Origin of the sequence: Micromonospora sp. NPDC023633, from assembly GCF_040640035.1 — a bacterium.
GTDB lineage: Bacteria > Actinomycetota > Actinomycetes > Mycobacteriales > Micromonosporaceae > Micromonospora.
The window spans coordinates 1-27000 of the sequence record NZ_JBFABB010000100.1 but is presented as its reverse complement, the minus strand read 5'-3'; the positions used below and the strand labels follow the sequence as shown (position 1 = coordinate 27000).

Genomic DNA, 27000 nt, shown 5'->3' with positions numbered 1-27000 from the left:
CCGCCGTGCTGACGTGTCGCCGCATCCGTTCGGGGGCGGTGTCTGAGCTATGTTACGGTATTCGGTGCGGCCTGCGTGGCGGGGCCCCCCGGCCCCGCCGCCCTCGTGCTGTTCTGCCTTACTCGTCCGCGCCTGCGGCGGCGGTGCCGCCGAGGTCGGCCGGGACGGCGTCCGGCACGGTGGCCGGCCGGTCCGCGCCCTTGAATACGAGCTTGGACTTGTCGATGTCCTCCGGGTCGCCCTCGCAGTCCACCACCACGATCTGACCGGGGGTCAGCTCGTTGAAGAGGATCCGCTCGGACAGGTTGTCCTCGATGTCGCGCTGGATCGTGCGACGCAGCGGACGCGCACCGAGCACCGGGTCGAAGCCCTTCTTCGCCAGGTACTTCTTGGCGTTGTCGGTGAGCTCCAGGCCCATGTCCTTGTTACGCAGCTGGCCCTCGATCCGCTGGATCATGATGTCGACGATCGACAGGATCTCCAGCTGGCGCAGCTGGTGGAAGACGATGGTGTCGTCGATCCGGTTCAGGAACTCAGGCCGGAAGTGCTGCTTGAGCTCGTCGTTGACCTTCTGCTTCATCCGGTCGTAGTTGGACTCGGAGTCCTCCGACGCCTGGAAACCGAGCGAGACCGCCTTGGCGACGTCGCGGGTGCCCAGGTTGGTGGTCAGGATGATGACCGTGTTCTTGAAGTCCACGATCCGGCCCTGACCGTCGGTGAGCCGACCGTCCTCCAGGATCTGGAGCAGCGTGTTGAACACGTCCGGGTGGGCCTTCTCGATCTCGTCGAAGAGGACCACCGAGAACGGCCGGCGCCGCACCTTCTCGGTCAGCTGGCCGCCCTCGTCGTAGCCGACGTAGCCGGGAGGGGCACCCACCAGCCGGGAGACCGTGTAGCGGTCGTGGAACTCGGACATGTCGAGCTGGATGAGGGCGTCCTCGCTGCCGAACAGGAACTCGGCCAGCGCCTTGGAGAGCTCGGTCTTACCGACACCGGACGGGCCGGCGAAGATGAACGAGCCCGACGGACGCTTCGGGTCCTTCAGGCCGGCCCGGGTACGCCGGATCGCCTTCGAGACCGCCTTGACCGCGTCCTCCTGGCCGATGACGCGCTTGTGCAGCTCGTCCTCCATGCGCAGCAGGCGCGAGGTCTCCTCCTCGGTCAGCTTGTAGACCGGGATGCCGGTCCAGTTGCCGAGCACCTCGGCGATCTGCTCGTCGTCGACCTCGCTGACGACGTCCAGGTCACCGGCCTTCCACTCCTTCTCCCGCTGCGCCTTCTGGCCGAGGAGCTGCTTCTCCTTGTCGCGCAGCTGGGCGGCGCGCTCGAAGTCCTGCGCGTCGATCGCGGACTCCTTGTCGCGACGCACCTGGGCGATGCGCTCGTCGAAGTCGCGCAGGTCTGGCGGCGCGGTCATCCGGCGGATCCGCATCCGGGCACCGGCCTCGTCGATGAGGTCGATCGCCTTGTCCGGCAGGAAGCGGTCGGAGATGTACCGGTCGGCCAGCGTCGCGGCGGCCACGAGAGCCGCGTCGGTGATGCTCACCCGGTGGTGCGCCTCGTAGCGGTCGCGCAGGCCCTTGAGGATCTCGATGGTGTGGGCCAGCGACGGCTCACCCACCTGGATCGGCTGGAAGCGGCGCTCGAGGGCGGCGTCCTTCTCCAGGTGCTTGCGGTATTCGTCGAGCGTGGTCGCGCCGATGGTCTGCAGCTCGCCGCGGGCCAGCATCGGCTTGAGGATGCTCGCCGCGTCGATCGCGCCCTCGGCGGCGCCCGCGCCGACCAGCGTGTGGATCTCGTCGATGAAGAGGATGATGTCGCCGCGGGTGCGGATCTCCTTGAGCACCTTCTTGAGGCGCTCCTCGAAGTCACCGCGGTAGCGGGAACCGGCGACCAGGGCGCCGAGGTCGAGCGTGTAGAGCTGCTTGTCCTTCAGCGTCTCGGGCACCTCGCCCTTGATGATCTTCTGGGACAGCCCCTCGACCACGGCGGTCTTGCCGACGCCGGGCTCACCGATCAGGACCGGGTTGTTCTTGGTGCGGCGGGAGAGCACCTGCATGACCCGCTCGATTTCCTTCTCGCGCCCGATGACCGGGTCGAGCTTGCCCTCGCGGGCGGCCTGGGTCAGGTTGCGGCCGAACTGGTCCAGCACGAGGCTGGTGGACGGCGCGGCCTCGCCCGGCGTGGCGCCCGCCGCGGCCGGCTCCTTGCCCTGGTAGCCGGAGAGCAGCTGGATCACCTGCTGGCGGACCCGGTTGAGGTCGGCGCCGAGCTTGACCAGCACCTGGGCGGCGACGCCCTCGCCCTCGCGGATCAGACCGAGCAGGATGTGCTCCGTGCCGATGTAGTTGTGGCCGAGCTGCAGCGCCTCGCGCAGCGACAGCTCCAGCACCTTCTTGGCCCGCGGCGTGAACGGGATGTGCCCGCTCGGCGCCTGCTGGCCCTGGCCGATGATCTCCTCGACCTGCTGTCGCACACCCTCCAGGGAGATGCCGAGGCTCTCCAGAGCCTTGGCGGCGACGCCCTCACCCTCGTGGATCAGGCCCAGCAGGATGTGTTCCGTACCGATGTAGTTGTGGTTGAGCATCCGGGCCTCTTCTTGGGCCAGGACGACAACCCGTCGCGCTCGGTCGGTGAACCGCTCGAACATGCCCTCGTGCTCCTCACGTGCCGTGCGCACTCGATCTTGATGGTCAAGAAGTCGTGGCGGGGCCGGTGCGCGGACGACCGGGACGGCCGTCCGTGCCTCCTTACTCTATCGCCGCGAGCCGACTCCGCTGAGGTCGTGTGTCCCCGCCGGAGGCCGTGTACGCGTCGTTTTACACAACCGTCCGCGCTCAGGGGGTGTTCCGGTACCCCCGCCTGTACGCGCAGAGCGAAATTCGGGCCACGGTCGCGGACCCGTCGTGCGGGCCGCGCCGGTGCCGACGCGGCCCGGATCCGGGCCGTCCGGGAGTCGTCCACAGGCTGTGGACGGACTCTCCACCGGCTGTGGACAACGACCGTCGGGACGGAATTCTTCCCGCTCGGACGCGGTCCCGGGCGGATACGGCGACGCCGGCCCGGAGTCGTGCTCCGGCCCGGCGTCGGTGTCGCCCGTCGGCGGTCTCGGTCAGTGACCGGCCTTCGCGTGGTACTCGTCGACGATCTCCTGCGGGATCCGGCCGCGGTCGGAGATGTCCTTGCCGGCCTTCTTGGCCCAGGCGCGGATCGCCTTGTTCTGCTCCCGGTCGGCGGTGGCGCCACCCCGACCGCGCGCGGCCCGGCCGCCGACGACGACGCCGCCCCTGCCCACCTTGGTGCCGTGGGCGATGTACTGAGCGAATACGTCGCGCAATTTCTCGGCGTTCGAGCTCGACAGGTCGATCTCGTACTGAACGCCGTCGAGCGCGAACTTGACCGTCTCGTCAGCGTCCCCGCCGTCCAGGTCATCGACCAGCTTATGAATGATCTGCTTGGCCACGTCCCACATTCCTTTCGAGCAGGGTGCTCCTGCAAACTGAGAGCACGATAACCCGCCCGACGCTTGCCGCGTCAATAGGATGCGGTAACGACCCGGTGGAGATGCGCGACTACTCCGGGCGAACCAGGGGGAAGAGGATGGTTTCCCGAATTCCCAGGCCGGTGAGCGCCATCAACAGCCGGTCGATTCCCATTCCCATACCCCCGGCGGGCGGCATTCCGTACTCCATCGCCCGGAGGAAGTCCTCGTCCAGCCGCATGGCCTCGTCGTCGCCGCGGGCGGCGAGCTGGGCCTGGGCCACCAGCCGCTCCCGCTGCACCACCGGGTCCACCAGCTCGGAGTACGCGGTCCCCAGCTCGAAACCGAGCACGTAGAGGTCCCACTTCTCGGCCAGCCCGGGCTCGCTGCGGTGCGCCCGGGTCAGCGGGCTGGTCTCCTCCGGGTAGTCGCGGACGAAGGTGGGCGCCTGGAGGCCCGGCACCACCAGTTCCTCGAACAGCTCCTCCGCCAGCTTGCCCGGCCCCCACTTCGGGTCGACCGCCAGACCCACCTTGTCGGCGTACTCCACCAGGCGGGCGCGCTCGGTGCGTACGGTGACCTCCTCGCCGAGCGCCTCGGAAAGCACCCCGAAGAGGGTCACCGAGCGCCACTCGCCGCCCAGATCGAACTCCCGGCCGTCGGCGTGCGTCACCACGGTCGAGCCGCTGACCGCGATCGCCGCCTGCTGCACCAGATTCCGGGTCAGCTCGGCCATGGTGTCGTAGTCGCCGTACGCCTCGTATGCCTCGAGCATCGCGAACTCGGGCGAGTGCGAAGAGTCGACACCCTCATTACGGAAGTTGCGGTTGATCTCGAAGACCCGGTCGACGCCGCCGACGACGGCCCGCTTGAGAAACAGTTCCGGCGCGATTCGCAGATACAGATCCGTGCTGAGCGCATTGCTGTGGGTCACGAATGGCCGGGCCGCCGCGCCGCCGTGCAGCAGCTGGAGCATCGGGGTCTCCACCTCGATGAAGCCCCGGCCGTGCAGCACGTCGCGCAGGCTGCGGACGGTCGCGGCCCGGGTGCGCACCATCTGCCGGGCCTGCGGGCGGACGATCAGGTCCACGTAGCGCTGCCGGACCCGCGCCTCCTCGCTCAACGGCTTGTGCGCCACCGGGAGCGGGCGCAGCGCCTTCGCCGTGACCGCCCACTGCTCGACCAGCACGGACAGCTCGCCGCGCCGGCTGGTGATCACCTCGCCGGTCACCCCGACGAGGTCGCCGAGGTCGACCAGGCGCTTCCAGTCGTTCAGCCGGTCGGCACCGACCCGGTCCAGGGAGAGCATGGCCTGCAACTCCGTGCCGTCGCCGTCCCGCAGGGTGGCGAAGCAGAGCTTGCCGGTGTTGCGGACGAAGATCACCCGGCCGGTGACCGAGACCTGGTCGCCCGTGGCGGTGTCGGTGGGCAGCTCGGCGTACTTCTCGCGGATCTCGGCCAGGGTGCTGGTCCGGGGGAATCCGATCGGGTACGGCTCGACGCCCTCGGCGAGCATCCGGTCCCGCTTCTCCCGGCGGACCTTCATCTGCTCGGGAAGGTCGTCGGCGGGATCGACTGGCACGGGGTTCTGCTCGGTCACGGCACGCTTCCTCAGGAGGAGATTTCGGGCGGGGTCAGGCCCCGAGCGTACTCAAGGCCCCCGGGAGGCGTTACGGGATGACCTGCCGGCCATGACCGACCCCACTCACGCCCTCTCGTTCGGCGCCGCCGCGCGCGACCACGCCCGCTTCCGGCCCCGCCGTCCCGAGGCGGCCGGGCGGGAGCGCTTCGAGCTGCCGTACCGGACGCTCGTCTGCCGGGCCCGACGGCGCTGAGGCCCGGTCGGCGCCCGGCGCCGGCGACGGCCGGGTCAGACGTTGCGCTCGTAGACCATCCGCAGGCCGATCAGGGTGATCATCGGCTCGTGGTGGGTGATCGTGCGGCACTCGTTGATCACCAGCGAGGCCAGCCCGCCGGTGGCGATCACCGCGCTCACCTCGCCCAGTTCCTCGATCATCCGCTCGACGATGCGGTCCACCTGCCCGGCGAAGCCGAAGTAGAGGCCGGACTGGAGGCACTCGACGGTGTTCTTCCCGATCACCGACCGGGGTTTGGTCGCCTCCACCTTGCGCAGCTGGGCGGCCCGCGCGGCGAGCGCGTCGAAGGAGATCTCGATGCCCGGGGCGAAGGCGCCGCCGAGGAACTCGCCCCGGCCGCTGATCACGTCGAAGTTGGTGGTGGTGCCGAAGTCGACCACGATCGACGGCCCGCCGTAGAGGGTGTACGCGGCCAGGGTGTTCACCACCCGGTCGGCGCCCACCTCCTTCGGGTTGTCGATGGCGAGCTGCACCCCGGTGCGCACCCCGGGCTCGACGATCACACTCGGCAGGTCCGCGTAGTAGCGGGACAGCATGGTGCGCAGCGAGCGCAGCGCGGCCGGCACGGTGGAGCAGGCCGCGACCCCGGTGATCTCGACCGCGTCCCCGGCGAGCAGCCCACGGAACTTCAGGCCCAGCTCGTCGGCCGTCGACCGCGCATCGGTCTTGATCCGCCAGGAGTGCACCAGCTTGTCGCCGTCGAAGGTCGCCAGCACGGTGTTGGTGTTTCCGATGTCGATGCAGAGCAGCACGCACGCAGCCTAGACAACGGCCGGCCGCCGGTTCACCCGGTGCGCAGGTCCATCGCGATGTCGAGGATCGGCGAGGAGTGCGTCAGCGCCCCGACGGACAGGAAGTCGACGCCGGTCGCCGCGTACCGCGCCGCCACGTCGAGGGTCAGCCCGCCGGTCGCCTCCAGCTCCGCCCGGTCCCCCACCGACGCGACCACCTCGGTGAGCATCTCCGGGGTCATGTTGTCCAGCAGCAGGAAGTCCGCCCCGGCCTCGACCGCCTCCACCGCCTCGGCGACGGTGTCCACCTCGACCTGCACCGGCACGTCCGGGAAGGTCTCCCGGACCCGGCGGAAGGCCGCCGTGATGCCGCCCGCCGCCAGCTTGTGGTTGTCCTTGATCATCGCGACGTCGTGCAGGCCCATCCGCTTGTTCGTGCCGCCGCCCGCGCGGACCGCGTACTTCTCCAGGGCGCGCAGGCCCGGGGTGGTCTTGCGGGTGTCCAGCACCATCGCCTTGGTGCCGGCCAGGGCGTCCGCCCAGGCCCGGGTGTGGGTGGCCACCCCGGACATCCGGCAGAGCAGGTTGAGCGCCGTCCGCTCGGCGGTGAGCAGCAGCCGGGTCGGGCCGGTCACCGTGGCCAGCACGTCGCCGCGCGCCACCCGCGCGCCGTCGTGGGCCACCACCGACACCTCGACCGTACGGCCGGCGCCCGTCGCCTCGCCGACCAGCTCGAACACGGCCGCCGCCACGGCCAGCCCGGCCACCACGCCGTCGGCGCGGGCCACCAGGTCGGCCGTGTCGGCCTGCCCGGCCGGGATGGTGGCGACGCTGGTGACGTCGAGGAAGTCCGGCCCCAGGTCCTCGGCGAGCGCGTCGGAGATCACCCGCCGCACCCGCGCCGGGTCCAGGCCCGCCTCCCGCAGTGCCCGTTCCGTCGACTCCGTCATCGGGTCCCCTCCCACGCTTGCGTCAGCCGGCCCTGCGCCCCGACCGCGCCGACCAGGTGGCCGTGCCACCGCTCGTCGGCCGTCGGGAAGTCCTCCCGCCAGTGGCAGCCCCGGGTCTCCCGGCGGGCGTACGCGGCGGCGACCAGCGTCGACGCCACGGTGATCAGGTTCGTCGCCTCCCAGTCGGCCGTCCGGGGCCGGCCCCGGCCCTCGCCGAGCCCGGTCAGCACGCCGGCGGTCGCGGCGAGGGTGTCCGCCGAGCGGAGCACGCCCGCGCCCCGGGTCATCGCCCGTTGCAGCGTCGGCGTCGCCTCGGCCGGCACCACCCAGCCCTCGCCCCCCACCCAGGCGCCGGTCGGCGCCGGCTGGGCCTGCTCGGGCAGCCCGGCCGCGATGTCCTCGGCGATCCGCCGGGAGAAGACGAGCCCCTCCAGCAGCGAGTTGCTGGCCAGCCGGTTCGCGCCGTGCACGCCGGTGCAGGCGACCTCGCCGCACGCGTACAGCCCGGGGATGGAGGTGCGGCCGCGCAGGTCGGTGCGGACGCCGCCGGAGGCGTAGTGCGCCGCCGGGGCGACCGGGATCAGGTCGGTCGCCGGGTCGACCCCGATGGCCAGGCAGGACGCGACGATGGTCGGGAAGCGCCGGGCCAGGAAGTCGCCGCCCAGGTGCCGGGCGTCGAGGAAGACGTGGTCCGCCCCGGTGTCCAGCAGGACCCGGTGGATGCCCTTGGCCACCACGTCCCGGGGCGCCAGCTCGGCCAGCTCGTGCTGCCCGACCATGAACCGCTTGCCGTCGCCGTCCACCAGGTGGGCGCCCTCGCCGCGCAACGCCTCGGAGACCAGCGGCTGCTGGGCGTGCCCGGCGCCGGGCACGCCGGCGGCGGCCGGGGTGATCAGCGCGGTCGGGTGGAACTGGACGAACTCCACGTCGGTCACCGCCGCGCCGGCCCGCAGCGCGAGGGCCACCCCGTCCCCGGTCGACACGGCCGGGTTGGTGGTGGCCGCGTAGATCTGGCCCATCCCGCCGGTGGCCAGCACGACCGCCCGGGCCAGGATCGCGCCCACGCCGTCCTCGCTGCCCTCGCCGAGCACGTGCAGGGTGATGCCGCAGGCCGGGCCGAGCCCGTCCGGGCCGTCCCCGGGGGCGCGCAGCAGATCGAGCACCAGGGCGTGCTCGACCAGCCGGATCCAGGGGTCGCGGCGCACGGCGGCGTGCAGCGCGCGCTGGACCTCGGCCCCGGTGGCGTCGCCGCCGGCGTGCACGATCCGGTCGGCCCGGTGGCCGCCCTCCCGGGTGAGCATCAGCGAGCCGTCCGGGTTGCGGTCGAACTCCGCCCCGATCCGCATCAGCTCGCGCAGCCGGGTCGGGCCCTCCTCGACCAGCACCCGCACCGCCGCCGGGTCGCAGAGCCCGACGCCGGCGATCTCGGTGTCCGAGGCGTGCGCGGTCGGGGTGTCCCGCGGGTCGAGCACGGCGGCGATGCCGCCCTGCGCCCAGCGGGTCGACCCCTCGTCGATGTTGACCTTGGTGACCACGGTGACGTGCAGCCCCGCCTCGCGCAGGTGCAGCGCGGCGGTCAGGCCGGCCACCCCGGAGCCGACCACGATCACGTCGGTGGTCTCCACCCAGCCGGGCGCGGGGGCGGCCAGTAGGCGGGGCAGGGCCGGCAGGTCGACCGTCGGAAGGTCCATGCCCACAGTCAACCCGAAGGGCCTTCGCGCGGGGCGGCGGGGGCGGGACGAGTGGTTTGGGCCATCGGGTCCGGACCCGACCCAGGGCGCGCCGGCCGACGTCACCCACGGCGGGGCGCCCGCGTGGTCCGCTGCCCGAACCGGCGCGTCGGCCCGGCCCCGCTCGGCGCTACCTCGTGCGGACCGGGAGGGCCGCCGGGCCCGCGCCCCGCAGCGAGCCGGTCACCGTACGGTGGTCGAGCCAGAGGTAGCAGCGCACGCCCCGATCACCGACGCGCCACCGGCCCGCCCCGGGCGGGCGGACCACCACGCCGCTACGGAAGCGCAGGTCGGCGTCGTCGGGCACGCCCACGTAGCGGCCGAGCACCGAGCGGCAGCCGGCGTACAGCGGGGCCCAGTCGGCGGCCCGGGTCGGGTAGGGGCGGTCGGGTGCCCGCCACACCCCGACGAACTCGGCGTCGTGCCTGGTGGCGCAGTCGACCGGGAGCAGCGTCCGCACCGACCCGCCCTGGGAGCGGGCCTGCTGACAGCCCAGGCGCAGCGGGGACGGCCCTCGCAGCGCGTCGCGGAGGCTGCCGGTGCGGACCACCACCGTGGCGGCGGCCTCGGCGCTGCTCACCTCGGTCAGGTCGCACCGGTACCAGCGGGCGCCGGCCGCCCAGCCCGGCCCGGACGGCACCGCCACCGCCAGCCGGAGCCGCCCCGCCCGCCAGTCGGCACCCACGTGACCGGTCGCCCGGCTGTCGCAGTCGGCGAAGGCGCCGCGCAGCTCGGCCGAGCCGCCCGGCGGCGGGGCGGGCCGCGCGGCCGGAAAGGCGCCCACGTGCACGGTCTCGACCCGGTGCGGCGCGGCGCAGTCCACCGGCGCGTACGCCGCCAGGGTCACCACGTCGGCGAAGTCGGCGACCTGGCACACCCCGGCGGCCGGAACGAAGGGCCCGGGCGCGGGCGGGGCCGCCCAGTCGTCGACCAGGTCACCGTCCAGCCCGCCGGAGTCGGCGCACCCCGCCAGGAGAAGGGCCGCGGCCACGGCCGCGAGCAGGGTGGTCATCGAACGGCGCATCGCGGCCTCCCCCAGCCACCCGCGTCTGTCGACGGGCAACCAGACTACCCAGAGACGACCGGCCGGTGACAGACCGCACATGCGCCCACCTGCCAGCGCTCCCGCGCACTCGCAGTCACAGTCCGGACGAAAGCGACAACGAGTCACCCGACCCGGCCCGAAGGCGCGGGATCGAGCGAGGGAGGGCGGGTCAGACGGCGGCGGCGAGGGGGTTGGGGATCGGGGCGCCGGCGGTGCCGGGGGCGGCGGTCGTCGGGTCGGTGTTCAGCTCGACGACCCGGTTGTCGGCGTCGACGTGCACGACCCGCGGCCGGTACGCCCGGGCCTCGGCGTCGTCCATCTGCCCGTACGAGATGAGGATGACCAGGTCGCCCGGGTGCACCAGGTGGGCGGCGGCGCCGTTGATGCCGATCACGCCGCTGCCCCGCTCGCCCGGGATCACGTAGGTCTCCAGCCGCGCCCCGTTGGTGATGTCCACGATCGCCACCTGCTCGCCCGGGATCAGGTCGGCGGCGTCGAGCAGGTCCTCGTCGACGGTCACCGAGCCGACGTAGTGCAGGTCGGCCTGGGTCACCGTGGCCCGGTGGATCTTCGACTTGAGCATGGTGCGCAGCATCGGGGTGCCTTTCGCGGAAGGTGGCGGGGGTGGGGTTCAGGAACGGGGGGCGAGCCGGATCGCCGCGTTGTCGATCAGCCGGGTGGCACCCACCCAGGCGGCGACGAGCAGCCGCGCCGGCCCGGAGACCGGCCCCGGCTCCAGGTCCGGGTCGGTGAGCACCAGGTAGTCGAGGCGGGCGCCGGGCGTACCGGCACCGAAGGCCGCGTGCGCGGCGGCGAGCACCGCCCCCGTGTCACCGCCCTCGTCGGCGGCCCCGGCCCCGGCCCGCAACGCCGCCGACAGGCTCAGCGCGGCCTGCCGCTCGGCCGGGGAGAGGTAGCGGTTGCGGCTGGACAGGGCCAGCCCGTCCGGCTCCCGCACGGTGGGCACGCCGACCACCTCGACCGGCACGTCGAGATCCCGGGCCATCCGCCGCACCAGGGTCAGCTGCTGGTAGTCCTTCTCGCCGAAGAACGCCAGGTCGGGGCGGGTGAGCTGGAGCAGCTTCAGCACCACGGTGAGCACCCCGTGGAAGAACCCGGGGCGGCTCTGCCCCTCCAGGTCCTCCCCGAGCGGGCCGGGGTTCACCCGGACCCGGGGCTCGCCGTCCGGGTACATGTCCGTCACCGCGGGGGCGAAGACCACGTCCGCGCCGGCCCGCCGGCAGATCTCCAGGTCGGCGTCGAGGGTGCGCGGGTAGCGGTCGAAATCCTCGGTCGGCCCGAACTGCAGCGGGTTGACGAAGATCGTGACGATCACGTGGTCGGCCCGCTCCCGGGCCGCCCGCAGCAGCGTCTCGTGCCCGGAGTGCAGCGCACCCATCGTCATCACGACGCCGACGGTGCCCTTCAGCCCGTCCCGCGCCGCGGCCAGCTCGGCGCGGCCGTGCACCAGTTCCGTCACGCGGTCCCCTCCGTCCACAGTCGGCCCGTTCACGCCGCCACCTCCCGTCGGTCGCCGGCGAGCACGCCGAGCAGCGACTCCGCGTCGACCGGCCGCAGCCGGCCCGCGGCGATGGCCCGGTCGGCCGTACGCCGGGCCAGGGCCAGGTAGGGCGCGACCGACTCGGGGGCGGTCGCGGCGAGCCGGACCAGGTGCCGCTCGACCGTGCCGGCGTCGCCCCGGGACACCGGCCCGGTCAGCGCGTCATCGCCGAGGCGCAGCGCGTTCTCCAGGGCGGCCCGCAGCAGCGGGGCGAGCACCTTCTCCGGCTGGGCCACCCCGGCGTCGCGCAGCCGGTCGGCCGCCTCGTTGACCAGGGTCACCAGGTGGTTGGCGCCGTGCGCCAGCGCCGCATGGTAGAGCGGCCGGTCCGCCTCGCCGACCCACTCCGGCACCCCGCCGAGGTCGGCGACCAGCCGGGCGGCCAGGGGGCGCAGCTCCGCCGGGGCGGTCACCCCGTACGAGATGCCGGCCAGCCGGGCGAGGTCGTCCGGCGTACCGGTGAAGGTCATCGCGGGATGCAGCGCCAGCGGACGGGCGCCCGCCGCGGCGGCGGGGGCGAGCACGGCCAGCCCGTGCGCGCCGGAGGTGTGCGCGACCACCTGGCCGGGGCGCAGCGCGCCACCGTCGGCCAGGGCGGCGACCACCCCGGCGAGCGCGTCGTCGGGCACGGCGATCAGCAGCAGGTCGGTGGCCGCCCGCGCCACGGCGGCGGCGGAGCGGCGGGGCACGCCGGGCAGCAGCAGCGCCGCCCGGGCCCGGGAGGCGCCGGAACCGGCCGTGGCGGCGACGACCCGGTGGCCGGCGGCGACGAGTGCGGCGCCCAGCACGGCACCGACGCGGCCGGAGCCGACGACGCCGACGGTCAGGAAACGGGGAGTGGCGGCCGGCGGGACGGCGGCCCCGTGGGGGGCGGCCGGGCGCGGGCGCAGGGGTGCGCTCATGGCGACGATCCAGTCCTCGAGAAGGGGTACCGGTCGATCGCAAGTATGCGCCGGGGTGACGGAAGCGGGACAAGGATGTGTGAAAACGTTCACCGATGGCTCCGCCCCCCACTCAGCCGGGGCGGGACGAGCGGCCTCGCCGACCGGCTGCGTAGGGTCGGCACGGTGACGCACGCCGAACGAGGAACGGACTGATGTCGATCCGCTGGCGGGACGCGATGCGACGGGCGCTCTACGGACCGGGCGGCTTCTTCGTCTCCGGGTCGGGGCCGGCCGCCCACTTCCGCACCAGCGTGCACGCGTCGCCGGCGTTCGCCGCCGCGCTGCTGCGGCTCGTCGAGCAGGTCGACGCCGCCCTCGGCCACCCCTGCGTCCTCTCCGTCGTCGACGTGGGGGCGGGCCGGGGCGAGCTGCTGCGCGCCCTCTCCGCCGCGCTGGGCGCTTCCCGCCCGTCGGCCCGCGCCGGGTCGCCGTCCGCCGCCGCCTCACCCTCCGCGCCGGTCCCGCTCGCCTCCCGGGTACGCCTCACCGCCGTCGAGAAGGCGGCCCGGCCCGACGGCCTCCCCGAGCGGATCGGGTGGGTGGACGAGATCCCCTCCGGGCTCACCGGGCTGCTGGTGGCCACCGAGTGGCTGGACAACGTGCCGCTCGACGTGGCGTCGCGCGCCGGGGACGGCTGGCGGTACCTGCTGGTCGACCCGGCCACCGGAGAGGAGACCGTCGGTGACCCCGTCGGCCCCGCCGACGCCGACTGGCTCGAACGGTGGTGGCCGGCGTCAGCGGCCGGAGCCGACGAGACCGCCCCGACCGGACCGGGGTCGCGGCACCCGGTCGGCGCGCGCGCCGAGATCGGCCGGACGCGCGACGACGCCTGGGCCGAGGCGGTCCGCAGGGTGGACCGGGGGCTGGCGCTGGCCGTCGACTACGGGCACCTGCGGGACGGCCGACCCGTGGACGGAACGTTGACCGGGTACCGGGGCGGGCGGCAGGTGCCGCCGGTGCCGGACGGGAGCCGCGACGTCACCGCGCACGTCGCCGTCGACTCGGTCGCCTCCGCCGGCGCCACGGTTGCCGGGTGCGCGTACGACCTGGTGTCGCAGCGGGAGGCGCTGCGGGCGCTCGGGGCCGACGGCGGGCGACCGCCGCTGAGCCTGGCCACCGGCGACCCGGCCGGATACGTGCGGGCGCTCGCCGCAGCGTCGGCGGTGGCCGAGTTGACCGACCCGGCCGGGTTGGGCGGGCACTGGTGGCTGCGGCAACCGGTCGGCGTCGACCCCGCGTCGTTCATGGCACGATGACGGGCATGACCACGGACGCCGGCGACCTCCGCGAGCTGACCGTCGGCACCGGGGCCGGCGGGGAGCAGCTCGGCACCGACATGGTGCTCAACATCGGGCCGCAGCACCCCTCCACGCACGGCGTGCTCCGGCTCAGGCTGGTGCTCGACGGCGAGCGGGTGGTGGCCTGCGAGCCGATCGTCGGCTACATGCACCGGGGCGCGGAGAAGCTGTTCGAGGTCCGCGACTACCGGCAGATCATCGTGCTGGCCAACCGGCACGACTGGCTCTCGGCGTTCTCCAACGAGCTGGGCGTGGTACTCGCCGTGGAACGACTGATGGGCATGGAGGTGCCGGAGCGGGCCACCTGGCTGCGGATGGCGCTGGCCGAGCTGAACCGGGTGCTCAACCACCTGATGTTCCTCGGCTCCTACCCGCTGGAGATCGGCGCGATCACGCCGATGTTCTACGCCTTCCGCGAGCGGGAGACCATCCAGGCGGTGATGGAGGAGGTCTCCGGCGGCCGGATCCACTACATGTTCAACCGGGTGGGCGGGCTCAAGGAGGAGGTGCCCTCCGGCTGGACCGGCCGGGCGCGGGCCGCCATCGCCGAGGTACGCCGGCGGATGCCGGACCTGGACAACCTCATCCGGCGCAACGACATCTTCCTGGCCCGTACGGTCGGCGTCGGGGTGCTCTCCGCCGCGGACGCCGCCGCGTTCGGCGCGTCCGGGCCCGTCGCCCGCGCCTCCGGCCTCGACCTCGACCTGCGCCGCGACGAGCCCTACCTGGCCTACGACCAGCTGGACGTGCCCGTGGTCACGAAGACCGCCGGGGACTGCCACGCCCGCTTCGAGGTGCTGCTCGACCAGGTGTACGCCTCGCTCGACCTCGCCGAGCAGTGCCTGGACCGGGTGGACCGGCTCACCGGGCCGGTCAACACCCGGCTGCCGAAGGTGCTCAAGGCCCCCGAGGGGCACACCTACGCCTGGACCGAGAACCCGCTCGGCATCAACGGCTACTACCTGGTCTCCCGGGGCGAGAAGACGCCGTGGCGGCTGAAGCTGCGCACCGCGTCGTACGCGAACGTGCAGGCGCTGGCCACCCTGCTCCCCGGCTGCCTGGTGCCGGACCTGATCGCCATCCTCGGCTCGATGTTCTTCGTGGTCGGCGACATCGACAAGTGACCCGCCCGGCCGCGGCTCCGGCTCTCGGCCTCCAGTCGCGGCTCCCGCTCTCGGCTCCCGTTCTCGGCTCCGGTCCGGGTGGCCGGTCGCGTTCCCGGTCGCGTTCCCGGTCGCGGCTCCTGGTCGCGGCTCCCGGTCGCGGCTTCGGTCCGGGTGGCCGGTCGCGGCGTGCGGTCGGGGTCAGCGCCAGCGGTCGGCGTTTCGGGCACCGCCCGCGCGGGGCACGTCGTCCTGCGGCGGGTAGCCGTAGCGCTCCTCCTGCCGCCGGCCGGGCCGCTCCGGCCCCGGCTCCGCCCGACGGGAGTGGTGCGCCTCGGGCTCGCGGACGTCGTGCCGCGCTTCGGGCTGGTGTCCCCGCTGGCGGGGCGGACGCCACTCGTCGGGCACCGGCACCCCGCCGGCCGGCAGGGCCGGGGCGCCGTCCGGCTCCGACCAGCCGCCGCGCCACCCGTCGTCGGCCCGCTCCGGGCCCCGGCGCGGCTCCTCCCGCCGGACCGCCGCCCAGCGGTCCGCGACCCGGTACTCGGTGCCGGTGGCGTCCGCGTGCACCTCGGCGCGCCGCTCCCCGACCCGCAGCTCCCGGCCCCGGTCGTCGTCCCGCACGGCGGCCCACCGGTCCCCGGCGCGCAGCTGCGACCAGTACTCCCCGCCCTCCGCCCCCGCCTCGTCGGGCGGGTACGGCCGGCCGCGCGCGGGCGGTTCGGCCGGCGCCCCCCAGCCCGGTGCGCCCGCGCCGCCCGGACCCGGGTCGTCCCACTGCTGTCCGCGCTCGTCGGGCCGACCCGGCCACTCCCGCTCGCCGCGCCGGGCGGACCACTCCCGCTCGCCGGGCTGGGCGGACCACTCCCGCTCGCCGGGCTGGTCCGGCCGGAGCCGGTCGTCCCGGGCGGCCCCGGGGCCCGGCCGCGACCCGTCGTCGTCCCCACGTGACCGGTCGTCCCGACGTGACCGGTCGTGGCGGGACCGGTCGTCGTGGCGGGACCGGTCGTCCGGGTCGTCGTGCCCGTGGCCCGGCCAGGAGCGGTCGTCCGGCTCGCCCGACCAGGGCTGCTCCTCCTGCGCCGGCGACCAGCGTCCCGCGTACCCGCCGCCGTACCGGGTGCCCCGGTCGCCGGGAACGGACGCGGCGCCGTCCACGATGGTGTGCCGCGTGGTCACGTGCACGGTCTCGGTGTGCCGTACCACCCCGAGCGGGCGGGCCGCGGGCTGGCTCCCCGGCTCCGCCGGCCGGGCCGCCCCGTACACACCGGCAGTTGCGCCGGCGGCCGGCCGGTCCGCGCCGTACCCGCCAGCCGTTCCCGGGGCCGGCTCGTCCGCGCCGTACCCGCCGACCGGGCCGGGCGCCGACCGCTCGGCCCGTGGAGCCGGCTGCGGCCTGCGGGCGGGCTCCTCGTCGTCCCGGTCGGCGCGCCCCCGGCGGGGCACCGCGTCGGCCTGCTCCGGCACCCGCTCCCGGCCGGCGACCGCGTCGTCCACAGACGCCCGGGCCCGGCCGGCATTGGCCGGAGCGTCGACCCCGGCCAGCGCGGCGCTGCTGGCGTCCAGCCGCCGACGCAGCGCGGTGACCTCATCCTGGGCCCGCTGGGCCTGGTCGAGTGCCTGGTTGCCGCGCTGGGCGGCGGCCACGATCTCCCCGCGCAACTCGCGGCGGAGCTGCTCGATCTCGTCCAGCAGCTCCTCGGTCCGGGCCGGGCCCGCGCCGTCGGGGCGCAACGCGATCGACAGGCCGATCAGGACGACGGCCAGGATGGCGAGCACGGCGGCGAAGCGCAGCGGACCGTTGCCGTCGGCGACGAGCAGGATCAACGCCGCCACCGGCGCCAAGGCGACACCGGCCCAGAAGAATACGGTGAGCATCGACGGAATGCGCTTGTCGGCGAGGGCGACCGGGGCTGGCATGGGTCCGCAGCCTACCGAGACCTGCCGCGCCTGGGAAAGGGTGAACAGGGCATCCGACATCTTCGCCGCCGATCGCCCCCGTCGGCGGCGACCGACCGGCTGCGCGGCTCGACGTCGGCCCGCCCGTCGGCCGCCGGCGGCACGGAGCCACCGGCGGCCGGCCGGGGGTCAGCCGACGGCCAGTGCGCCGTCCGAGGAGAACACCAGGCCCACGCTCGCGGCCCCGGTCTTCAGCGCGTTCTTGGTCTGCGGGCCGCCCTGGTCCAGCGAGCTGAACGAGCCGGCCTTGAAGTCGTAGACCTGGACGAGCCCCGCCTGGCACTTCGGTCGCTGCGGGCACTCCGGCGGCCCGGCCAGCACCGTGGCCTGGCCCGAGCACTTGGCGGCCAGCTCGGAGAGCGTGCTGACGCCGTACTTGTCGGCGAACGCCTTGGTCACGGCGAAGGCGTTCTGGTCCTGCGCCGCCGCCGGTGTGCCGAAGACGAGGCCCACCTTGTCGCCGGCCGCCTTGAGCGCCGTGACGGTCTTGTCCAGCTCCGGCGAGGACACCGGCTGGGCGTCCTTGCCGTTGGCCTTGGTGTTCAGGAACTCGGCCATGGTCGCCGCGTACTCCGGGATCACCTGGATCTCGCCCTTCTCCAGGGCCGGCTCGTAGAGCTCGCGGTTGCCGATCTGCTGCACCTTGGCGTCGTAGCCGGCGGCGGTCAGGGCGATCTTGTAGAGCTCGGCCAGGATCTGGTTCTCGGTGAAGTTGGCCGCGCCGATCACGATCTGCCCGCCGGGCCCCTTGGCGATGCCCGCGGTGACGTCGTTGGCCGCCGCGAACTCCTCGGCCGCCTTCTGCGCCGTCTTGCGGTCGACGTCGACGGCCTTGTTGAGCTGGATCAGCTTCGGCGTGTCGAGCGCGGCCGAGACCTTGTCCAGCGCCGCGATCAGCTGCGGGTCGGCCGCGTCGGCGTTGACCGCCGGGATGACGTTGTCGGTGTTCTGGAGCTTCTTGTCGTCGTCGAGGACGACGAGCTGGTCACCCGCGACCGGCGCGCAGCCGGCCCCCGAGGCCGCCTGCTCCGGGGCGTCCGTGCCGGAGGAGCCGGCGTCGCCGCATCCGGTCAGCAGCCCCGCCGCGGCGAGGGCTCCCACCGCACCGACGGCCAGACGTGTACGTGCGCGCATCAGTGCCCGCCTTCCGTGTCCCGGCGCGGCCCTGCCGGGCCGGCCGCGTGTCCGACGGGCGATCTTGGTCCGGCCGCCCGCTGTGCCCCACGGGCGACTCCCCTGGGGCCGCCCGGTCTCCCACCCAACATCTTCCACGCGGGACCGACAACCCGGGAGCGAGTTTGTCACCGGATCGTCACCGCGTGCCTCGGCGGGCAGGCGCTCCGACCCGGCGCCCGACCGGTGCGCGCGGAGAAGCGAGCCGGGCTCCCCCGTCCGCGCGCACCGGTGGAGCGCGGCGTGCGGGTGGGCGGACGACGCTCAGCCGCCGGCCACCGCCTGCGCCGCCCGGCGACGCGCCCGACGGCTGCCGGCCCGCAGCGGGCGGGGCGTGACCAGCCGCTCGACCAGGGCCAGCACGAGTTCCAGCAGGATGGCGAGCCCGGCCACCAGCACGCCACCGGCGATGATCTGGCCGCCACCGGCGGCGATGTCCAGCCCGAAACCCGCCCGGATGATCTGGCCCAGACCGCCGCCGTTGACGAACGACGCCAGCGCGGCGGTCGCCACCACCTGCACCGCCGCCGTGCGGAACCCGGCCGCCAGGTAGGGCACCGCCAGCGGCAGCTCGACCCGGCGCAGCAGCTGCCACCCGGAGAAGCCCATCCCGCGCGCCGCGTCCCGGGCCTCCGGATCGGCCTGCCGCACCCCCGTGTACGCGTTCGCCAGCAGCGGCGGCACCGCGAAGACGGCCAGCGCGACCACCACCGACGGCCGGCCGAAGCCGAGGAAGGTCAGCGGCAGGATGGTGAGCAGGGCGAGCGTGGGGACGGCGAGCGACACGTTGGACACCAGCACCACCAGGCCGCCGCCCCGGCCGGTGTGCCCGAGCCAGAGCCCGATCGGCCAGGCGACCAGGCAGCCGAGCGCCACCGCCGCCGCCGACATCGACAGGTGCTCGCCCAGCCGGTCCAGGATGCCGCCCGGATTCGTCCAGTTCAGCGGGTCGTTGAGCCAGACCAGCGCCGCCTCGACCGGATTCACCGGGCCCACCCTCCGTTCGCGACTGCGGGACTCCGCTGCGCTGCGTTCCTCGCGCTCACCGAGCCCACCCTCCGTTCGCGACTGCGGGACTCCGCTCCGCTGCGTTCCTCGCGCTCACCGGGCCCGCTTCAGCCAGGGGGTCAGCAGCCGGCCCGCGCCGGCCAGGACCAGGTCGAGCACCAGGGCGAGCAGGACGCAGAGCAGCGTTCCCGTCATGATCTGCGCCTTGTAGAAGTTGTTCTGGAAGCCGGCGAAGATCAGCTGCCCGAGACCGCCGCGCCCGATCACCACGCCCACGGTCACCAGGGCCACGGTGGAGACGGTGGCCAGCCGCAGCCCGGTGAGGATGCCCGGCAGGGCCAGCGGCAGCTCGACCCGGAACAGCCGGCCCCAGCGGCCGTACCCCATCCCCTCGGCCGCCTCGCGGACCTCGGGGGGCACCTGGTTGAGCCCGGCGACGGCGTTGCGGACGATCACCAGCAGCGCGTAGAGGACCACCACACTGAGCGCGGTCACCGCGCCGATGCCCAGGTAGGGGGCGACGAACGCGAAGAGCGCCAGCGACGGCACCGTGTAGAGCACCCCGGTGAGGGCCAGGACCGGCCCGGCGAGCGAGCGGTACCAGTACGCGGCCACCGCCAGCGGCAGCGCGATCAGGGCGGCGATCAGCACCGCCCGGGCGGTCAGCGAGGCGTGCTCACGCAACGCGGCGAGGATCGTGTCAGAGTTGTCCCGCACGTACTGCCAGGAGAACCACGGGTTACCCGGGTCGGCCCGGTAGCTCAGGCGGAAGGACATGTGTGGACGTTACCCCGGAGGGCACCGCCCCCGCCGAGCCGCGCGCGGCGTCGATCGCCCTGGAGGGCATCCGCAAGCGCTACCCGGACGGCACCGAGGCCGTACGCGAGCTGAGCCTGGACATCCGGGCCGGGGAGCTGACGGTGCTGATCGGACCGTCGGGCTGCGGCAAGTCCACGGTGCTCCGGATGGTCAACCGCCTCATCGAGCCGACCGGCGGCCGGATCCTGCTCGGCGGCGAGGACGTCACCCGGGTCGACCCGGTCCGGCTGCGCCGCCGGATCGGCTACGTGATCCAGAACGTCGGGCTCTTTCCGCACCAGACGGTCAGCGCCAACGTCGCCACCGTGCCCCGGCTGCTCGGCTGGCCCCGCCAGCGCAGCCGCCGCCGGGCCGACGAGCTGCTGGAGCTGGTCGGGCTCGACCCGGCCACGTTCGGCCGCCGCTACCCGCACGAGCTCTCGGGCGGGCAGCGGCAGCGGGTCGGGGTGGCCCGGGCCCTCGCCGCCGACCCGGTGGTGCTGCTGATGGACGAGCCGTTCTCGGCCGTCGACCCGATCGTGCGGACCCGGTTGCAGGAGGAGTTCCTCCGGTTGCAGGCCGAGGTGCGCAAGACCATCGTCCTGGTCACCCACGACCTGGACGAGGCGGTCCGGCTGGGCGACCGGATCGCGGTGCTCTCCGAGGGCGGGCGCCTGGAGCAGTACGACACGCCGGCCGCCGTGCTCGGCGCGCCCGCCACGCCCTTCGTCCGGGAGTTCGTGGGCGCGGACCGGGGCATCCGCCGGCTGGCGGTCACCCCGGTCACCGGCGAGGCCGTCGAACCGCTGCCGGAGACCGGGGTGGCCGAGCTGCCGACGATGCCGGTCGGCGGCTCGGCGTACGACGCGCTGGGGGTGCTGCTGACCTCGTCAGCGGACCGGGTCGTGGTGACCGACGGAGGGCGGCCGATCGGCGTGCTCAGCCGGGCGCGGCTGCTCGAACTGGGCACGCCCGAGCGGTGAGGGCGGCCGGGTCAGGCGCGACCGCCGAGGCTGGCCGTGCCGATGATCCAACCGGAGAGGAAGCCGTAGGTCGCGCCGGTGCCGCCCGCCTGGATCGCCGTGAGCAGCGACGGTTCCGGGCCGAGGAAGGCAGCGAGCAGCGAGGCGAAGCCGCTGGCGAGGACGTACGCCGCCCAGCCGGAGAAGAACTGCGTCCCCGACCCCTGCACCCGGGCCACCTGCGAGGTGGGCAGCAGGTAGAGGAAGAGCGCCGCGAGGATGACCAGCAGGACGGCCCGCAGGTTCGCCACGAGCAGGTTGCCGGCCGCCCCGTCACCGTTGAAGTGCCACGCCGGCCAGGAGAGCAGTTGCAGGTACCAGCCGCCGGCGGAGTTCGGGTCGGTGCCGGCGGCCCAGCCCACGTACGCCGGGCTGCCGCAGACCGCGACCAGGAGGAGCGCCGCGAGCGCGCCCGTGCCCGCCGCCGTCCCGTAGCGACCGCCGGTGCGTGACGGGTTGGTGAGCGCCATGATCGGATCAGTTCCCGGCGGACCGCAGGGGGCAAACCTGCCCGGGGCCGTCGGTCTCCGTCACCCTCGCGGGTGCTTCATCAGGTAGTCGATGAACGCGGCCCGCAGCAGCGGCGCCGACTCCTCGTAGCCGTGCCCGGTCAGCTCCCGCCACAGCGCCGCGGCCTCGTCGATCGTCGGCCCGACCGAGTTGGGGGCGCCGTCGAGGGCGGCGGCCTCGTCCGCGTTCGGCAGGTGCCGCAGCACGGACCAGAAGAAGCGCACGTCGCGGCGCTCCCGGGCGACCGCGAACGCCCGCTCCCGCAGCTCCTCAGTGGACAGCGCGTCGAGTTCCTCGAACGACGGGCCGGCGGAGGTCGATGGTGTGTCGGTCATGCCGCCGAGCCTAACCGGCGAGATCACTCCCGGACCGGTGGACGCGGCACCGGCTCACCGCTCGCCGGCGTCCCACCGGCGCGGACCGGTCTCCCAGCCGGGGTCGCTCCAGGGGCCCACCGGACTCTCGGGGGACCGCCTCGGCACGGCCGGCGGCCAGTCGCCGACCGGCTCCGGGTCCGCGGGGGGCGCCGTCCAGCCCGCGCCGATCCGGCCGTCCCCGGCGGGGACCGGCTCCGCCGCCGCGCCGGTCGCCGGCCGCCCGTACGCCTCGACCAGCCGGGTGACGAGCAGCCCGACGCCGATCGCCACCGCGCCGACCGCCCACCGGCTCACCGTCCAGCCCCGCGCCTGCGCGTACGCGAGGAAGACCGTGACCAGGCAGACCGCCAGCAGGGTGCCGAAGACCCCGCCCCGCCGGCCGTAGGCGCTGGTGCCGGCGAGCAGCGCCAGGCCGACCGCGAGCACCGTCCAGTCCAGCCCGGGGTCCGGCGCAACCGGGGCGATGTCCCGGCTGGCGGTGAGCATGCCGGCCAGCGCGGCCAGCACCGTGGAGCCGACGAGCGCGCCGGAGGTGACCGCCGCCGCCACCGCGCCCCGGCGGCGGGCCGGATCCACGACCGGGCGGAACCGGCCGACCACCCGGCGGACGGCACGCACCGAACCGAACAGGCCGCCGAGCACCGCGACGGCCGCGAACCCGACGAAGAGGTGCAGGGCACCGCGCTCCGGGTCGTAGTCACCCTGCGGCAGGACCGCCGCGGAGCGCTGTTCGACGTACACGATCACTGCGGCCGCGCCGGCGAGGGACGCGGCCCAGCCGGGCACGTGCAGCACCACCACGACCAGCGCCAGGGCGAGCCCGCCCAGCGCGGCGACCGCCAGGGCCGGTCCGGCGGCGGCCTCGGCGCCCCGGTCGCCCTGCTCGGCGACGTGCAGCGCGGCGGCGACCGCCACCGGGCCGACGGCCAGGTTCACCGCGGCGGTACGCAGGGTCAGTCCGGCGGCCAGCGCCAGCAGCCCGAGCACGACCGCGTCGAGGAGCAGGGACCGCAGCCCGTCGCCGCGCAGCGCGGCCGGCTCCTCCCGCCAGAGCAGGTACGCCAGGACGCCCAGCCCGGCCAGGAGCAGCAGCTCCCAGACGACGTGCACGGCGAACCGGTCGCGGCCGGGTTCGCCGTGCGCGGGGTCGTCGAAGACGTTCTCCAGGACCGAGGCGGGGATGCCGGACGAGGGCTCGGGGGGCGGCTCACGCCCCGGTTCGTCGTACCGCATGACGCCGCCTCCCACGTGGCCGCCCGTCCAGCCAGGTCCGACGCGCGGGCGGACCGGGGCGGCGTTGCTCTCCGGTCGCAGGCACCGTACCCGCGTGGAAGGCCGGGCGTAACCCCCCGGGATCAGCGCGGGCCGGGGCGGCCCTCCCGGCCGCCGGGCTCGCGGTCCTCGTCGTCCTCCTGCTCGGGAACCCGGCAGGAGCGCTCCAGCCAGAGCGCCGCCGCCACCAGCGCCAGCCCGGCGAGCAGGCCGGCGCCGGCGATCGGCCGGTCGTCCATCGCGGCGTCGGTGCGCTCCACGAAGAGCCAACCGGTCAGCCCGGCGTAGAACCCGGCGAAGATCGCGCCGGCCAGCGCGGACGCCTTGGCCAGCACCACGAACCGGGCCACCAGCAGCGGGTTGACCGGGTCGCGGCCCGGCCGGCGCTCGATGCGCCCCCGGGTGTTGACCGCGGCGTACGCCTCCAGCACGGCCAGCGCGGCGAGCGTGACCACGGGCAGCCAGGGCAGGTCCGGCAGGTAGTCGTAGTAGAGGGTGCTGATCAGCAGCCAGGCCAGCGCGGCGGCGCCGAGACCGGCCACCACCAGGGTGGAGATCCGGGTCGGGCCCATCCGGGACCGCTCGGGGCTCGTCCCGCCCGGTCGTGGGGATCGTGCCTGCGTCATGCCGGCCGGCTCCACTGGGTCATGCGGTCGACTCTATCGCCAGATCCGGCCGGGGGCGCAGATCCAGCGCGTCGTCGGCCGCCGGACCGTTGTTGAGCAGGTCGGTCAGCCAGCCGTGGCCGGGCAGCCGCCCGTACGGCTGGAGGTCGATCCACGGCCGCAGCACGAAGGCCCGCAGGTGGGCCCGGGGGTGCGGCAGGGTCAGCTCGGGGTCGTCGCTGAGCACCGGCTCGTCGCCGTCGGTCCACACGGCGATGACGTCCACGTCCAGGGTGCGCGGCCCGAAACGCCGCTGCGGGTCGCGGGTCCGCCCGGCGGCGCGCTCGGCCGCCCGGGCCCGCTCCAGCCAGTCGTACGGGGTCGCGGCCGGGTCCTCGGCGAGCAGCACGGCGTTCAGGTAGGCGGGCTGGTCCGCGTCCCCCCACGGTGGAGTCTCGTAGACCCCGGAGACCAGGAGCACGCTGTCGCCGAACGCCGAGACGGCCGAGCGCAGGTGGGCCAGCCGGTCGCCGAGGTTGCTGCCCAGGGAGAGGACGGCGCGGGTCACCGGTCCCGCCGCCGCGTCATCGTGACGGCCACGTCGGTGAAGGCGTGCGGGACGGGCGCCTCCGGCTTGTGCACGGTGATCGTGGCGGCCTCGACCCGGGGGTCGGCCAGGCAGACGGCCAGCAGCCGGTCGGCGAGCGTCTCGATCAGGTTGACCGGCTCGCCGGTCACCACCGCGACCAGCCGCTCGGCCAGTTCGCCGTAGTGGACGGTGTCGCCCACCTCGTCGGAGCGGGCCGCCGGGGCGAGGTCCAGCTCCAGGACGGCGTCGACGACGAAGTCCTGCCCCTGGGCGCGTTCGAAGTCGTACACCCCGTGCCGGCCGTGCGCCCGCAGGCCGGTCAGCTGGATCCGGTCGGTCATCGGTCTCCTCCGTGGTCGGCGGCGCGGTCCGCCCGGCCGGCCCCGGCGTGGGCCGGGCGGACCCCGCCGGTGGACGCGGGTGCCAGGCGGGGCGCGCCGGTGGCCTGCCAGACGGCGAGGGCGTCCACGGTGGCGCGGACGTCGTGCACGCGTACGCCCCAGGCGCCGGCCGCCACCGCGAGCAGGCTGGTGGCGACGGTGGCCACGTCGCGGCCGTCCGTGGGGCGGGGGGTGCCGTCGGGGCCGGCCAGCAGCCGCCCCAGGTACGACTTGCGGCTGGACGCGAAGAGCAGCGGGAAGCCGAGGTCCAGCAGCTCGGACAGGTGCCGACTCAGTTCCCAGTTGTGCGCGGCGGTCTTGGCGAAGCCCAGCCCCGGGTCGACGACGATGCGGTCGGCGGCGACCCCGGCCCGCAGCGCCTCGTCGACGCGGCGGCCCAGCTCGGCGCGCACGTCGGCGACCACGTCGGCGTAGCGGGCCAGCTCCCCCATCTCGCGGGAGTGGCCCCGCCAGTGCATGAGCACCCAGGGGCAGCCGGCGTCCCGGACCACCCGGGCCATGTCGGGGTCGGCGAGGCCGCCGGAGACGTCGTTGACCACGGCCGCGCCGGCGGCGAGGGCCGCCTCGGCGACTCGTGCGCGGGTGGTGTCGATGCTGATCGGCACGCCGGCCGCGGTCAACTCCCGGATCACGCTCACCACCCGGGCCGTCTCGGTCTCCGCGTCGACGCGGTCGGAGCCGGGCCGGGTGGACTCGCCACCGACGTCCACCAGGTGGGCGCCGTCGGCCCGCAGCCGCACGCCGTGTCCGACGGCGGCATCGAGGTCGGCGTACCGTCCGCCGTCGGAGAAGGAGTCGGGCGTGACGTTGAGGACGCCCATCACCACCGGGGTCGAGGCCCGTACCAGATCGGTCACGGCTAGACGGTACCGGTCGACCGGTGCGCCCCGAGCGGGCCGGGTCGAGGGCGGTGACATGCGCATTCGAACGGGTGTACGATCGGTCGTCCGGGTCGGATCGGGCAGACTCTTCGCGGCTTGTCGCAAACAGTGGGTGCCCGTACGCTTTGGAATTGCCCGGCATCGAGATGGCGAAGCCTGGAGGGAGGGCCGAAGCGGGAAAATCCGCCCAAAGCTCACCACCCTCCGTGGTGGGTAACGAACGCAGGGTCGCCGACGCTGCGCACAGGGAGCACCGTTCCCGCCAGGCATGCCTACTGCACCACCGCGGCGCCGCCGGCCGCGACTTGGGGAGGTTCCAGTGATCGCCATCGAGCTGATGGAGACGGCAACGTCCGCCGCCGCCCACACGCTCTCCGCCCTGGCGTCGACTCCACTCGCCGAGCCCGCGCCCAAGGGCATCGACACCGAGGGTGTCGTCACCTTCTTCGCCAGCAAGATCGCACCGATCCTGCTGGCCGTGCTGGGCGTCATCTTCATCGGGCGGGCCAGCCGGGGTGAGATCTCCAAGGTCCTCACCAGCTCGGCGATCGCGATCGTCGGGCTCGCCTTCATCGCCGGAGCCGCCACACTCTTCTTCATCGGCGACTACCTGATCGACCTGATCTTCGAATAGGCGCGGGCACGAGATGCGGCTGCGCACCGACGACGACATCTACCGGGCTCGCCTGGTCTACCTCGGGCCGCCCGGCTACACCCTTCCCGTCCACCTGCCGTACGCCCAGTACGGGCTGTTCATGCTGCTCGTCCCCCTCTACATGTTCATCCACTGGCTGTTCACGTTCCAGGTCGAGCTCTTCCCCGCCTGGGAGATCGCGCTCGCCATCGTGAGCACCTCGTTCATCTTCCGGTACGTCGACCCGGACCGGCCCGCGCGCATGGTGATCCGCACCGCGCTGACCGACTGGCGGCGGACCCGGGAGCCGGCCGCGGAGCAGCGGGACCCCCGCCTGGTCGGCAGTCGGATCAGGATCCGGGAGGAACTGGCATGACCGGTCGCACCCCGACCAGGCAGTCGAACGACGCGGATGAGGCGGTCGCATGAATCGCAGTTCCACGCCGGGTTCCCCGGCAGGGCACCCGGCCGTCCCGCACGGTAACCGTGCGCGGTCGTTCGACTACCCGGACAATCCCGAGGCGGACGAGGTCGCCCTCGACCCGGCCCTGGTGACCACCCCCGGGCACGGTGGCGTGGGCGTCTTCCAGGCGCCCCGTCCGGCCCCACGCCGGATGCCGCCGGCCGAGCCGCAACCCGCCGGCACCGGCGACAGCGCCGACATCGACTCACCCTTCCTCGACCTGTTCGGCGGCACGCGCCCCCGGCCGGCGACGCCGTCGCAGCGGGCCACCGGACGGGAGCACCCCGCCATCGGACAGCAGCCGGCCGCCGCACCGGCCCCGGCGGCGCTCCCGCCGGCGCCCGCCCCCCCGCCGCCGCCCGCCCAGGCCGGCCACGAGGTCGAGGCGATCCACCCCGCCGCCGCGGCCCACCGGACGCCTCCCGGCGTGGCACCGGCCGTCGACCAGCTCCCGGCCGGCGCCTACGAGCCGCCCGCCCGGCCGGCCAGGTCCCGGGTGCCGCACCAGCACGGGGACCGGCTGCCCACGCTCCGCCCGCCGGCGGAGGACGCGCCGCCCGCCGCGGCGGCACCGCCGTCGTCCCACCC

Annotated in this window: 27 protein-coding genes and 1 pseudogene; 7 read left to right on the top strand and 21 right to left on the bottom strand. The window is 74.5% G+C overall.

From position 1 onward, the window contains the following. Positions 1-118: 118 nt before the first annotated feature. From AB0G13_RS25965 to lysS, 3 genes are all read right to left on the bottom strand, one after another. Positions 119-2650 (bottom strand): ATP-dependent Clp protease ATP-binding subunit, encoded by a 2532-nt coding sequence (locus AB0G13_RS25965; protein ID WP_357879243.1) that lies wholly within the window; start codon positions 2648-2650, stop codon positions 119-121. A 462-nt stretch (positions 2651-3112) separates the two neighbouring features. After that, positions 3113-3463, bottom strand: coding sequence for an Lsr2 family protein (locus AB0G13_RS25960; protein ID WP_357094775.1), 351 nt, complete (start codon positions 3461-3463; stop codon positions 3113-3115). A 109-nt stretch (positions 3464-3572) separates the two neighbouring features. Further along, positions 3573-5081 carry a lysine--tRNA ligase gene (gene lysS, locus AB0G13_RS25955; protein WP_357879239.1) on the bottom strand — a complete coding sequence of 503 codons (1509 nt, stop codon included), beginning with the start codon at positions 5079-5081 and terminating at the stop codon, positions 3573-3575. 91 nt (positions 5082-5172) lie between these two features. Between lysS and AB0G13_RS25950 the strand changes: the two genes are divergently transcribed. Then, on the top strand, positions 5173-5316 hold the full coding sequence (locus tag AB0G13_RS25950; RefSeq protein ID WP_357879236.1) for a hypothetical protein: 144 nt from the start codon (positions 5173-5175) through the stop codon (positions 5314-5316). 35 nt (positions 5317-5351) lie between these two features. Here AB0G13_RS25950 and AB0G13_RS25945 read toward each other — a convergent pair whose 3' ends face one another. The 7 genes from AB0G13_RS25945 to AB0G13_RS25915 form a co-directional block, all read right to left on the bottom strand. Further along, positions 5352-6110, bottom strand: coding sequence for a type III pantothenate kinase (locus AB0G13_RS25945; RefSeq protein WP_357879233.1), 759 nt, complete (start codon positions 6108-6110; stop codon positions 5352-5354). 32 nt (positions 6111-6142) lie between these two features. Beyond that, complete coding sequence (gene nadC / locus AB0G13_RS25940) at positions 6143-7039, bottom strand: carboxylating nicotinate-nucleotide diphosphorylase (protein WP_357879230.1); 897 nt, start codon at positions 7037-7039, stop codon at positions 6143-6145. Further along, a complete protein-coding gene (locus AB0G13_RS25935; protein WP_357879227.1) occupies positions 7036-8730 on the bottom strand; it encodes an L-aspartate oxidase in 1695 nt (564 codons plus the stop codon). Before AB0G13_RS25935 ends, nadC begins: the two co-directional genes overlap by 4 nt. Before the next feature lie 169 nt (positions 8731-8899). Next, on the bottom strand, positions 8900-9793 hold the full coding sequence (locus AB0G13_RS25930) for a septum formation family protein (protein WP_357879223.1): 894 nt from the start codon (positions 9791-9793) through the stop codon (positions 8900-8902). 190 nt (positions 9794-9983) lie between these two features. Then, positions 9984-10409 (bottom strand): aspartate 1-decarboxylase, encoded by a 426-nt coding sequence (panD, locus tag AB0G13_RS25925; protein ID WP_357879220.1) that lies wholly within the window; start codon positions 10407-10409, stop codon positions 9984-9986. Between the two features lie 36 nt (positions 10410-10445). Then, positions 10446-11294: a pantoate--beta-alanine ligase gene (gene panC, locus AB0G13_RS25920; protein WP_357879217.1), complete on the bottom strand. Its 849-nt coding sequence runs from the start codon at positions 11292-11294 to the stop codon at positions 10446-10448. A gap of 29 nt (positions 11295-11323) precedes the next feature. Beyond that, the gene (locus tag AB0G13_RS25915; protein ID WP_357879214.1) at positions 11324-12277 is read right to left on the bottom strand and encodes a Rossmann-like and DUF2520 domain-containing protein; all 954 of its coding nucleotides are present in this window, start codon (positions 12275-12277) and stop codon (positions 11324-11326) included. A 194-nt stretch (positions 12278-12471) separates the two neighbouring features. Here AB0G13_RS25915 and AB0G13_RS25910 point away from each other — a divergent pair, with 194 nt between their 5' ends. Together AB0G13_RS25910 and AB0G13_RS25905 are read left to right on the top strand one after the other, a co-directional pair. Further along, positions 12472-13575 (top strand): SAM-dependent methyltransferase, encoded by a 1104-nt coding sequence (locus tag AB0G13_RS25910; RefSeq protein ID WP_357879211.1) that lies wholly within the window; start codon positions 12472-12474, stop codon positions 13573-13575. Then, positions 13572-14741 (top strand): NADH-quinone oxidoreductase subunit D, encoded by a 1170-nt coding sequence (locus AB0G13_RS25905; RefSeq protein WP_357879208.1) that lies wholly within the window; start codon positions 13572-13574, stop codon positions 14739-14741. Before AB0G13_RS25910 ends, AB0G13_RS25905 begins: the two co-directional genes overlap by 4 nt. A 180-nt stretch (positions 14742-14921) precedes the next feature. Here the strand turns inward: AB0G13_RS25905 and AB0G13_RS25900 are convergent, their stop codons facing one another. From AB0G13_RS25900 to AB0G13_RS25885, 4 genes are all read right to left on the bottom strand, one after another. Beyond that, on the bottom strand, positions 14922-16640 hold the full coding sequence (locus tag AB0G13_RS25900) for a hypothetical protein (protein WP_357879205.1): 1719 nt from the start codon (positions 16638-16640) through the stop codon (positions 14922-14924). 168 nt (positions 16641-16808) lie between these two features. After that, positions 16809-17813, bottom strand: coding sequence for a glycine betaine ABC transporter substrate-binding protein (locus tag AB0G13_RS25895; RefSeq protein ID WP_357879202.1), 1005 nt, complete (start codon positions 17811-17813; stop codon positions 16809-16811). A gap of 303 nt (positions 17814-18116) precedes the next feature. Continuing rightward, the gene (locus AB0G13_RS25890) at positions 18117-18839 is read right to left on the bottom strand and encodes an ABC transporter permease subunit (protein ID WP_357879198.1); all 723 of its coding nucleotides are present in this window, start codon (positions 18837-18839) and stop codon (positions 18117-18119) included. 114 nt (positions 18840-18953) lie between these two features. Continuing rightward, positions 18954-19637: an ABC transporter permease gene (locus tag AB0G13_RS25885; RefSeq protein ID WP_357879194.1), complete on the bottom strand. Its 684-nt coding sequence runs from the start codon at positions 19635-19637 to the stop codon at positions 18954-18956. Positions 19638-19639: 2 nt separating this feature from the next. Between AB0G13_RS25885 and AB0G13_RS25880 the strand changes: the two genes are divergently transcribed. Further along, positions 19640-20641 (top strand): ATP-binding cassette domain-containing protein, encoded by a 1002-nt coding sequence (locus AB0G13_RS25880; protein ID WP_357879191.1) that lies wholly within the window; start codon positions 19640-19642, stop codon positions 20639-20641. An 11-nt stretch (positions 20642-20652) separates the two neighbouring features. Here the strand turns inward: AB0G13_RS25880 and AB0G13_RS25875 are convergent, their stop codons facing one another. The 7 genes from AB0G13_RS25875 to folP all read right to left on the bottom strand — a co-directional run bounded on the left by AB0G13_RS25875 (position 20653) and on the right by folP (position 25291). Then, the gene (locus AB0G13_RS25875; RefSeq protein ID WP_357879188.1) at positions 20653-21150 is read right to left on the bottom strand and encodes a hypothetical protein; all 498 of its coding nucleotides are present in this window, start codon (positions 21148-21150) and stop codon (positions 20653-20655) included. A gap of 60 nt (positions 21151-21210) precedes the next feature. Then, a complete protein-coding gene (locus tag AB0G13_RS25870) occupies positions 21211-21525 on the bottom strand; it encodes a hypothetical protein (protein WP_357879185.1) in 315 nt (104 codons plus the stop codon). A 54-nt stretch (positions 21526-21579) separates the two neighbouring features. Further along, positions 21580-22800, bottom strand: a complete 1221-nt coding sequence (locus AB0G13_RS25865; RefSeq protein WP_357879183.1) for an ABC transporter permease — start codon at positions 22798-22800, stop codon at positions 21580-21582. Between the two features lie 122 nt (positions 22801-22922). Beyond that, positions 22923-23465 carry a DUF3180 domain-containing protein gene (locus AB0G13_RS25860; RefSeq protein WP_357879180.1) on the bottom strand — a complete coding sequence of 181 codons (543 nt, stop codon included), beginning with the start codon at positions 23463-23465 and terminating at the stop codon, positions 22923-22925. Positions 23466-23484: 19 nt separating this feature from the next. Beyond that, entirely contained in the window at positions 23485-24012 is a 528-nt protein-coding gene (gene folK / locus AB0G13_RS25855) for a 2-amino-4-hydroxy-6-hydroxymethyldihydropteridine diphosphokinase (protein ID WP_357879177.1), read from the bottom strand. After that, positions 24009-24374 carry a dihydroneopterin aldolase gene (gene folB, locus AB0G13_RS25850; RefSeq protein ID WP_357879174.1) on the bottom strand — a complete coding sequence of 122 codons (366 nt, stop codon included), beginning with the start codon at positions 24372-24374 and terminating at the stop codon, positions 24009-24011. The genes folK and folB overlap by 4 nt, the downstream gene beginning before the upstream one ends. Further along, on the bottom strand, positions 24371-25291 hold the full coding sequence (gene folP / locus AB0G13_RS25845; protein ID WP_357879171.1) for a dihydropteroate synthase: 921 nt from the start codon (positions 25289-25291) through the stop codon (positions 24371-24373). Before folP ends, folB begins: the two co-directional genes overlap by 4 nt. Before the next feature lie 343 nt (positions 25292-25634). Here folP and AB0G13_RS25840 point away from each other — a divergent pair, with 343 nt between their 5' ends. From AB0G13_RS25840 to AB0G13_RS25830, 3 genes and pseudogenes are all read left to right on the top strand, one after another. After that, complete coding sequence (locus AB0G13_RS25840) at positions 25635-25949, top strand: hypothetical protein (protein ID WP_121401588.1); 315 nt, start codon at positions 25635-25637, stop codon at positions 25947-25949. Positions 25950-25962: 13 nt separating this feature from the next. Then, positions 25963-26325, top strand: coding sequence for a hypothetical protein (locus AB0G13_RS25835; RefSeq protein ID WP_121401589.1), 363 nt, complete (start codon positions 25963-25965; stop codon positions 26323-26325). A 49-nt stretch (positions 26326-26374) separates the two neighbouring features. Next, positions 26375-27000, top strand: a pseudogene (locus tag AB0G13_RS25830) (hypothetical protein); the annotation flags it as partial.